Origin of the sequence: Anaeromicropila populeti, assembly GCF_900112775.1 — a bacterium.
In the GTDB taxonomy this organism is placed as follows: Bacteria; Bacillota; Clostridia; order Lachnospirales; family Lachnospiraceae; genus Anaeromicropila_A; species Anaeromicropila_A populeti.
This window is the reverse complement of sequence record NZ_FOYZ01000031.1, coordinates 1-10,838: the sequence shown is the minus strand read 5'-3', so window position 1 is coordinate 10,838 and position 10,838 is coordinate 1. Positions and strand designations below refer to the sequence as shown.

Annotated in this window: 6 protein-coding genes; 1 reads left to right on the top strand and 5 read right to left on the bottom strand. The window is 37.0% G+C overall.

Annotated elements, in window-relative coordinates; all coding sequences use genetic code 11:
* A partial coding sequence (locus tag BM305_RS18500) for an IS3 family transposase (protein WP_143099182.1) occupies positions 1-310 on the top strand: 310 nt, incomplete at its 5' end.
* Between the two features lie 47 nt (positions 311-357).
* Here BM305_RS18500 and BM305_RS18495 read toward each other — a convergent pair.
* The 5 genes from BM305_RS18495 to ltrA all read right to left on the bottom strand — a co-directional run bounded on the left by BM305_RS18495 (position 358) and on the right by ltrA (position 10,322).
* Complete coding sequence (locus tag BM305_RS18495; RefSeq protein WP_242940596.1) at positions 358-4,338, bottom strand: type I restriction endonuclease subunit R, EcoR124 family; 3,981 nt, start codon at positions 4,336-4,338, stop codon at positions 358-360.
* 18 nt (positions 4,339-4,356) lie between these two features.
* The gene (locus BM305_RS19390) at positions 4,357-5,574 is read right to left on the bottom strand and encodes a restriction endonuclease subunit S domain-containing protein (protein WP_092564424.1); all 1,218 of its coding nucleotides are present in this window, start codon (positions 5,572-5,574) and stop codon (positions 4,357-4,359) included.
* 2 nt (positions 5,575-5,576) lie between these two features.
* Positions 5,577-8,333: a type I restriction-modification system subunit M gene (locus BM305_RS18485; protein ID WP_092564422.1), complete on the bottom strand. Its 2,757-nt coding sequence runs from the start codon at positions 8,331-8,333 to the stop codon at positions 5,577-5,579.
* Between the two features lie 2 nt (positions 8,334-8,335).
* Positions 8,336-8,551, bottom strand: coding sequence for a helix-turn-helix domain-containing protein (locus BM305_RS18480; RefSeq protein ID WP_092564420.1), 216 nt, complete (start codon positions 8,549-8,551; stop codon positions 8,336-8,338).
* A 472-nt stretch (positions 8,552-9,023) separates the two neighbouring features.
* Positions 9,024-10,322: a group II intron reverse transcriptase/maturase gene (ltrA, locus tag BM305_RS18475; RefSeq protein WP_092564418.1), complete on the bottom strand. Its 1,299-nt coding sequence runs from the start codon at positions 10,320-10,322 to the stop codon at positions 9,024-9,026.
* Between the last annotated feature and the right edge of the window lie 516 nt (positions 10,323-10,838).

Below are 10,838 nucleotides of genomic sequence, written 5' to 3'. Positions count from 1 at the left end.
ATCAAAAATTAAAGTTTTTCATACAGACAGAGGAAACGAGTTTAAAAATAAAATAATTGATGAGGTTCTAAATGCCTTTAAAATCAAACGTTCCTTAAGCCAAAAAGGGTGTCCATATGATAATGCAGTTGCAGAAGCAGGGTATAAGATTATAAAGACAGAATTTGCATTTAAAAGAGTTTTTAGCAGTTTAGAGGAACTGAAAAGAGAATTAAGTGATTATGTAAAGTGGTATAACAATAAACGTATTCATGGAGCCTTAAATTATATGACTCCAGTAGAATATCGTTTATCTAAAATGACCGAATAAAAATTGTATAAAAAAGTGTTGACAATCCAAAACAGTAAAATATCGACTTATAATGGGGGCTGATGAATAAGATAGTCTAAACTTTGTTCTTTAAGTTCATCATACACGTCCCCGTAATCAGTAGCCCATTTAAGATGTAACAACATATCATAAGTTTCATTATCCACACCTATTTTACCAGGCGAAGTCATATTTAAACTTAGATCTGCTAATTGCAGCATTCGGTCACTTACCCTATAAGGGATATGAATTCCGAGACAAGCAGAAATAACATTTAGCTTAGTAAGGTTTTCGCCTTTTTTCATATTACTGATGGTTCTGATGTCCAAGCCGGTTACACTTTTTAACAATCTACCCGAGTAATTGCAAATATGTTTATCCATAAGCTTTGTCAATGCATCTCCAAACTCTGATTCCCCAATAGCTTTCAGCATTTCTTTAGACATTTCATTTACCAGTCCATATTGAGTAAGTAATTCTTCACTTATCTCATCATAATAATTGAATGTCACATCTGCTTTTGCTGCGGGAAGTTTCACATAGTGCAATTTTCCATCATTTTCATCCACAATGAATTGAAGGAAACATTCTTCCTCATGAGCTTTTGCATATTCTGTTAATTCAAGGTGACCATCGTCAGTTCGTTGAATACATTGAGAAGTTGCCAGACAAACCTTATTGTCCACATAGGCAAAACAATCAGTTTTTACTACGCTTGCTACTGCTTTACTTTCAGAGTACCAGTTGGTCAGCGTTTTACTTTTTACCGTTGAAACTATCCTTTTTCCAACATAATCATTTTCTGTAAGAACAACTCCAACATTTGGTGCATCCGATTCTGAACCTTTATCCTTTGGCTGTGTAGGCATTTCTTCGTCACTCACTTTTAGGTATGGATCTTGTCCTCCACTTAACAAGAAGAAACGGAGATACTCTTCACTATATAATGTTAATCTAAGTTCAACATACTCGTTTCGGAGAACAAGCTTAAAAAACTCTCTAGCTTTAATCTTATTTACCGAATTTTTAAGTTCTGTAAATTTTCCATAATTATCAAGAGTGCTACTATTAACTTTTCTCTCCAAGAGCTCACGAAGAAGATTAAAGCTACAACCAAGTCGCCTAACAACACGATTAATTCTGGCATATTCGTCTGCCTTCATGTAATCTGCAATATACTGTCTGAAAGTTTTTCCAGGAACTAAATCTGCTTTTCCATTCTCTACAGCATGTACAAATCGTTCAGCGTAGCGTTGTTCTTCTTGAGATAGCATGGAAAAAGATCTATGTAGTTCTTTTAATGCCGCAGCCACAATTTCAGGATCGGTATCGCCCTGTATCAATGTGACATACTTATCAAAATTGGAATTCATATAGTTAGCGTCAATTTTTCCAGTATCATATTCAGTGATATGAATATCCACCTCATATGGAACATCTCCGCCTCGGCCTCCGCCACCGCCTCTTGAAAGTTCTTTGTATCTGGCAAGGAGGGTCAAATATGTCATCTCATCAAGTGCTACTTCAATAGCATCCTCAACCTGATTCTCGTCTGGATAGAATTTTCTAGACCATACAAATCCCTGAATCAATGCAGCTTCCAAATGCGTTACAAACAATTTAAAATCTTTAGCAAATTTTGCTATTGTAGCTGAATCCTCTGGTAACTTTTCATAGCTCTCAATACCAGCATTTTTGAAGAGCTGCTCAATACCCAAATACAGAGTATTCATATGTCTGAGGTTGTTTGGGAGCTTGTCTACAAAAAGTCCAGTAGGAACATCTCCTGAATAAGCTTTTACCGCTGCTTCAATATTCTTCTCCATAGTGTTAGGACGTCGGTAGTATTTTATGATTCCGAAAGGTTTCTCTGCCATATCATAAAGACGGTTGGTTCTAGAAAATGCCTGGATAAGATTCTCGTATTCCATGACTTTATCCAGATATAATGTATTCACCCACTTAGAATCAAAGCCAGTTAACATTTGATTTACAACAATCAAAATATCAATTTGCTCATCTTTGCCTAAGCGTTCATAAGGCTTTTTATGTGACATGCGCAAACTAACATCTTTACGAAATTTATCGTATGAAGCAATGGAAAAAGATTGAGAGAACTTACTGTTATAGGCATCCAACATTTCTACAATGCCATCTTCCTTTTCCAGAGAGCCACCACCCTCGTTATCAATAGACGGATCGAACATAGCCGTAATCGTTAGTTCCGACATTTCCTTTACCATCAGACGGTAGTACTCTACTGCTTCTGGAATACTGCTGGTTGCAAAAATAGCATGAAATTGTCTGTCTCGGCTGTAAAGGGGCCATTTCTTTTTAATATCAGTTATAATTCCCATCTTATATTCAGGTGTTTGATACTGCTCGTTTGGAATGTAATCCTCTATACCACTGATCCATTTACCATTAACAAGCTCTCCGTACATTTTCACCTGTGATGAATCCATATATTTGAGAAACATTTTCTTCTTCTTTGGGTCACTCATGGCTTCCTGCTGAGAAGATGCTTTTGCTTTTTCTAATGCAATTTGTTCCCTCAAATCGTTGTCATCATAGATACGGACAAGGTATGGATCAAACCCAAGCACATTTTTGTCTCTTATTCCATCTCCTAAAGTATATCTATGAATTTCATCTCCAAAAATAGTAGGTGTGGTACTGTCTTTCTTTGCATTTAAATCCTGTATTGGTGTTCCGGTGAAACCAAAAATAATAGCATTCTTAAAAGTATTCTTGATGTCAATCAGCATATCTCCGAATGTAGAACGATGACATTCATCAATAATGATAACCATCCGCTTACGCTGTATTGCTTTGAGGTCTGCATCATTTAATCCAGAATCCTCAGCAGTAATATTACTGAGTTTCTGAATAGAGGTAACAATTAGCGTATTATCAAGATCATCACTTTTCAATTTAGAAGTCAGAATCGTCGTATTTTCAGTTGCCTGTACTGATTCACTTTCAGATGCAAAAGAACGGTATTCTTTTAAGGATTGAATACCTAGTTCTTTACGGTCAACCAAGAATACTACCTTCTCTGCATCATGGTTACTGGCAATAAGCTGCGCCGCCTTAAAGCTGGTCATAGTTTTACCACTGCCCGTTGTATGCCAAATATGGCCTCCCAACTGCTTACCGTCATCCCAGTGGCTTTTCTTATCTGCCACAATGTCAGCAATGCCTACAGCAGCATAATACTGATAGCTTCGCATAACCTTAAGGATTCCATCATCAGTATCTGCAATCGTATAGAAACCGATTAACTTGTGTGCCATAGGTATATACAAAAACCTTTGCACGAAAGTATGCCAATCATTGATGGGATTATTATTAACGTCAGCCCAATGGAAGTAGAACGCCTTATTAAACACGCCACCTTCACCCGGATTGGCAAAATAAACTGATTCCTTTGGCTGCATTGCCACAAAAATCTGAACCATAGAAAAAATTCCACGGTATACACCTTCGTGGGAATATTTCTCAATCTGGTTATACGCTTCGCTTACTGGGATACCACTACGTTTTAACTCTAGGTGAATTACTGGCATACCATTAATAAGTAACATCAAGTCTCCTCTTCTATTGTTGAGAATAGGAGACTTAGTCTTGAATTGTGGTTGCTGTACAATTTGGTATCGGCTTTGGCCTAAAGCAATTTCTTGACGGTCATAAATTTTCAAACTAACTTCTTTTCCAAGATGTAGTTGATCTTCTGGGTTATCGCGAGTGATTGAAATACTTCTACCGTTGATAAATTCATTCAGTAGAAGTGGTGACTGTAGCGCCTTTACCTGATTTATAATCTGATCCATTTCACCTGCGGTCAGAGGACAATCATTCAAACGTGTATTCTGCTTGTTATTATTAAAAAGAATATTTGCCCAGTTTCGAATCAAATCTTCTTCGGTAGGATATCGTATAACATCCGGTTCCCAGCCATATTCAATCAGGGCTTTAATGACGGCATCTTCAAAGTCTTTTTCTTCTGTATATATAATTTCAGACATATAACTCACCTCCCTAATTTACACAAACATTTTTTCTAAGCAACCGGCTTTGATATTTTTTAGCTTTTCAAGCTTACGCTGATGAAGAATAATAAGCCGATCAATTTCTTGAAAATATACTCCTATCTGCTTTTGTTCTTCATAAGATGGATATAAAAATTCTAGTGATGAAAAATCCTCATAGCTAATACTTCTTCCGTCACGAATACCATATGTTATTAACTTAAGCCTTCTTATAAAACTTTCTGAACTAAAAACATATTTCCAAAAATAATCATAATGTTTTTCTTGGTCATGAAAGCACAAAACTGTATAGGCAGGTGATGTTATGCCCTCTATATTGGAATGAGCAAATCCACCTTGAAATGATCTTAGGTGAATAACAAATTGTCCTGGCAAAACTCTTTTATATCCGCTCTCATTTTCTATATCGTGATGAATATTTAGTCCTGTTTCTGTTCTATTAATCATCCCATATTCTTGAGATGCAGATAAAACAGGAAGCTCAGGATGTCCTTTATCTACAACAGGTCTAAATATAATTTTCGCACTACACTGTTCCCACGATTCTGCAAATCCTTTAAATCGAATTTGAGGAACATCCATCCCTTTTTGGGGGAACATTTTTTCCAGCATAGCTTTTTTCAGGATATGCAACTTATCATACTCACGCTGATGAAGTGCAATAAGTTGATCAACATTTGAGAAATACTCCACAATTTTTTCTTCTTCATCCACTTTTGGAAATATGACATGCCCTTTTAACGCATTTGCATCTGATACTTTCATATCATTTTTTGCACCTTTATTAACTAAAGGATGCATATATTGATTCATCCTAGCGTGTTGTTCAAAATAAACCTGGATGAAATCCGGACAAACATTTTCATTTGGATGATAAACGGCATAAAGTGTAGAAACAATTCCACTAGGACCTTTATTTGTTTTGATAATACCAAAAGGATTTGCTTTCAGTGGAGATTTGGTATATACGACATCACCTGTGTTAACCACTCCATAATTAGCAGTTGAAACTCCTGCAAATGATCTGCCGTGAAATTTTATTTGATTTATGATACCAAAATCACCAGATACAGATAAGACATCCTCTTTTCCAAAAGACTCTTCAGTATTTTTTTCAGCAGAAACATTAAGATAATGTTCCAATTTATGTCTTTCCCAAACATCTTTATATCCAGAAAATCTAAGACTTGGTATTAATTTTTCTTCGTCCATACTTAAACCTCCAGACTCTTTCTAAACTCTGCCAATCCTTCCATATCAGATACACTTCCGGTAAGATCACCAAGCATCTTATACAAGGTTTTGCTAGTATCAGTTATACCTTCTTCAATATCTGCAAATGTAGTAGCATATTTATTGTTCAGTGTGATGATTTTGGAAATCATCTGATTAATCATGTCTTCTGGCAACTGGAATATTCCACTTACAAACGGTTCAATCCATTTCAAATCCAAAAGTCGCAATGCAGTATCTTCATCCATATGTTCAATGGTTTCTTTTGTTTTTAGATGGAGTTCATCCTTTTTGATTCGAAGTTCACGCTTGCTCTGTGTTTCTTCCTCCATCAACATAAACACTTGCTTCATTTTTGCCTCAAAAGAATTCTCCGGGAAATCATATTCCATCTGCAATTGTGCAATGCGATTATTAATAGCGGGTTTACCATAAGTTCCATCGTTATTTGCATTCATCATATCCCACATAACTTGATTCGTTGTGGCAATATAATCCAACTTATCCTTCTTTTTTGAAAGCATTATATATTTTTGAAGAGCTGTAATTTCCGGGCTATCTACGTCTTTTAATGCCTCTGCGACAAAAATTTTGACTTCCTTCGCAACAAAAGAATCTTTTTCTTCAGTCACTGTGCTTCCTTCAAGTTCGTCATCTTCCAATGACTCTAAAACTTCAGTATAGATAGAAGCGATTTCACGCAAACGATTTTCAAGAGCGATAATCTCATTCAATTCATCTGCGTGTATTTCTTGCTGCACCAATTCAAAAGGAAGAATACGGCCTTTCCAGCCTTCCTGTACTTCTGGCACTTCTTCATCGTCATCTGATTTCTTTTTAATAACCATATTGGGGTCAACTTGGAAAATTGCTTCAAACCCTTCACTCTGTATCATTTCTAAATCAGCCGCAATAACGTCCCAATTTTCCGATAAGATTTGGTAGGCTTTATATTTATCCAAGAGTTTGACCTTTGAAATACGATTGAAAATCTCTTGACACACTTCATCCTTTTTGCCTTGCGCGTTTACATCCAAAATATCTTCGATGAGAGAATCATGCAAGGATTTATAAAAACCATCAAAACTCGCAGCAAAAACCTGTCTGTATTCTTCGATGGAAGGAACCTCTAGGGTGACAGCTTGGATGTCCTCGTTTGGAATTATTAAATAACCTTCAGACTTCTCTTTGAATAGCGCATCAAAAAGACCAGGGAATGTATCCCAATACTCCTTAAGTAATGCGGCTTCGTGCATCGGAATACCACCAAACATAGTCGCCCGAATATCCCAAGTTTCTGGATCATCAGAAGAATCCACGTATCTAGGAATATTAAGGTTATATTCATTTTCACGAATTTTCTTTTTGGTCACAAGAGCTGCATATTTTTCAACAGGCTGTCTGAGTCTCACAGCATCTGCAATCTTTTTAATATCACAGGCACGAAGTTTGTTATTTTTCCCTGCTTTTTCAAATCCTTTTGAAGCGTCAATAATCAACACATCAGAATCCTTACGTGTTCTTTTCAACACCATAACAACCGTAGGAATAGATGTTCCAAAGAATATGTTTGCAGGCAAACCGATGATGGCCTCTATGTGATTTCTTTCGATAAGCGTTTCTCTGATTTTACCTTCTTCACCACCACGGAATAATACACCATGTGGTAAAACGATGGTCATAATACCATCATCTTCTAAATGATATAGCTCATGCAGCAAGAATGCATAGTCTGCTTTTGCTTTTGGAGCTACGCCAAACTCTTTATAACGAGGGTCATATTCTTTATCTTTTGGGTCCCATTTTTGAGAATACGGTGGATTAGAAACTACAGCATCCACCCTGACCAGCCGATAAGTCTGCTCTCTATTTTGGTCATTTTCAAAGAAAGGCCAATCATCCTCTAAAGTATCACCATTTCGTACATTAATGTTTGTAGGGTTGATACCACGCATAACCAAATTCATACGAGTAAGGTTATATGTGTTTTCCTTCAACTCCTGCGCATAGTAATCGACCTTATTCTCACCAGAGATAAATCGACTAATTGATGTACCTATATTGATAAGTAGAGATCCCGAGCCAGATGTTGGATCATAGATTTTAATGTGCTCTTTGTTCTTTAAATTTTCAGCTATAATTTCAGACATCAGAATTGACACCTCATGCGGGGTGTAGAATTCTCCAGCCTTTTTTCCTGCATTGGCTGCAAACATGCTGATAAGATATTCATAAATAAATCCTAGAATATCATAATCCTGCTTGCCATCCATAGGAATTCGTCTAATTAGCTTTAACAAGCTCTTTACTGACTTAGTCTGCTTTTGAGCTGTATCACCCAATTTAGAAAGACCAGACTGCAGGGTCTTAAAGATGTTCTCAAAAATCTTCTTATAGGTCTCCTCTATGTTTAAATCAAATGCATTTAGAGCATCACGAACATTTGCAATATTAAAATCATCGCCCTTCTCGAGCCATGTAGAGAACAGATTGTTATATGAGATAAAATATCCAATGTTCTGGCGAATGTGCTTTGCCAGTTGAGCATCCTCCTCACTGACTTTTTTTATATCGTCATCTTTATAGCCTTCGTCTTTCAAAAACTGAATTTCACTTTCCGAAAGGTACTTATAAAACATAAAACCGAGGATGTAATCCTTGTATTCGTTTGCTTCTATCTTGGAACGCATCTGATTTGCTGATTGCCAAATTGTAGACGCCAATTGCTGTTTATTCATCGTCATTTCTCCTCCCGTTTTTCATAGGTAAGTCTAATGTCATAACCTAATCCTTCCATCATTTGAATAAAGGTTTTATTTATAACACCATCATCTTTCTTTACGATACGATTCACATACTGTACGGTTTTTCCTATTTTTTCAGCCAAGGCAGCTTGTGTTGTATCAGCTTCAACACATTTTATTTTAATATCTTTTTCAATGTTGTTTTTTATCATAGAACCGTCCTCCGTTCAGTAGATTAACAAATCCATTTAATATTATGGCACAAATAAGATGATTTTGTCAATATATTGAGTTTATAATTCTTAAGCGAGATTACACAAACATGGCAGTAGTTCTGTAATAAAGCTACTGCCTTTCACTATGTTCATTTAACAACAGTTTCATAGTCTCAACCTAACGTAAAAACAGTAGTTCCCTTGTCTCGCAAGGCAAAAAGTAGTTCTATAGCCTCAACCCAAAAATGTTTATTAAGCCTAGGCTACTTTTGAAAGATAAAAAACAAGGTTTCCATCAATCGGTAATTGTCACCGAAAGTCTGGAAACCTTTGATTTCAAGCTATTTGCAGCCTATTTATTTATCTTTGCGTGATAGAGTAGAGCAGTGGGATTGCCACCGCCCCCTCATCAAACCGTACGTGCGGTTTTCCCGCATACGGCTTTCCGATATTCTTCTTCCTTCAGCATTCAACCACACATCCGTAAAAGTCCTGCATTACTGGTTAATTCAGCTATTTCAACTGCATTTCCCATTCTGTAGTTACGTTGTCTTTTACGGTTGTACCATTTTGTGAATTTTCGATTAATGTATTTATCTATCTTCCATAGCTTTTGCCTTGAGAATCGTCTTGTATAGTAATTTCTCATACCTACAACTTTGGGATTGAGCATTTTTATCATATTCTCAATGCTCCACTGCAACCTAATAGGGCTTGCAAACACCGCTTTGATATTTGCCCTCATTTTCTTCATGGATTTATTCGATGGTGTCTGATGCAATGTCCAATACCATTTCCAGTTTTTATTTCTGCTTCTTTGAAATCGATTATTAAAGCCAAGAAAATCAAAGCTATCTTTCCCAAAATACATATCCACCAGTCTGGTCTTTTCACTGTGCATCGTCAGTTCCAATTTTCTCATTATCCATTGAACTGCCTGCATAGCTTGTTCTGCCTGCGCCATTCTTTTACTAAGGATTACAAAGTCATCAGCATAACGCACAAGCTCTCCTAAATGTGCAAATCTACGGTTCCAATATATATCAAAGTAATTCAGATATATATTCGATAACAAAGGTGAAATCACTCCGCCTTGCGTTGCTCCTACTGTACTTTCACAGTAACCCCCTGCTTCCATAATACCTGCCCTCAGCCATTCTCTTATTAGCTTCAACACTTTTCTATCCGAAATTCGTTGTTCTACTAAAAGCATAAGCTTCTCATGGTTGATGCTTCCAAAATAATCTTTTATGTCCGCATCTATAACCCACAGTGCATTTCCCGCATCTGCCACTTCAAAGATTTTATCCATCGCTTGTTTTGCACTTCGTTTTGGGCGAAATCCATAAGAACAGTTCTGAAAATCCGCTTCAAACACAGGTTCTATCACTATTTTTGTTGCCATTTGCACAATTCTATCCTTAATTGTAGGAATCCCTAACGCTCTTTTACTTCCATCTGCTTTTGGAATATAGGTTCTTCTTACAGGCTTGCACCGATATAAATCACTTTTCAATTCCTCTGCTATTTCACCGAGAAGTTTTTCCTCCCCGTATGCTTTCACATCGTCTATGCTGACTTTATCGATTCCACCTGCTCCACCATTGGTTTTCACTCGTTTCCATGCTTCTTCTAAAATATCCTTGCGGTATATCTTATCATACATTGCATGAAATCTTCTTTTCTTACTTGTTTTGGCTGTAAGGTATAGTCTATTCTGAAAGTCTCGAACCTTTTCATGGGTGTTCTTAGTCTCTTTGACAATCACCAGTTCCTACCTCCTTCATAGACGTGAATAAAGTTGTGCCCCTTTCCTATGTACAGTTTTACTGTCTGTACAATCATTGGTACTATGGACACTTCTGACTACCTCTTTGCAGATAGACAATTTCACTTTCGCTTATATGCTATCTCTTTACAGTTTTCTCTGTGCAAAGTAGGTTCTCTCCAGTTCCGACAAATACTTTCCTGACGTGTCGCTACCTCTACACCGCAGAGTTCTTAGGTATTGCAATTAGGGTTCTTCATACCGTCTTCTGCCTTCGCTGTTGATGTCGCAGCTCGGCTCTCTGTTGTCCTCATACGAGGATGTCAATAACGGTGCGGCAGTATTCACTTTATGTTACAACCCATCAGTTTGTCTGCTCATTTCTGAACATTCCGTAACGCTTCAACGCACCAATCTCTCACTACGTTGGTTACTGACTAAGAGGCTTCCCTACCTTTACCTCTACAGGACTTTCACCTGTTAGCATTTGCCAGCTTGGCTGGACGCACACATCAA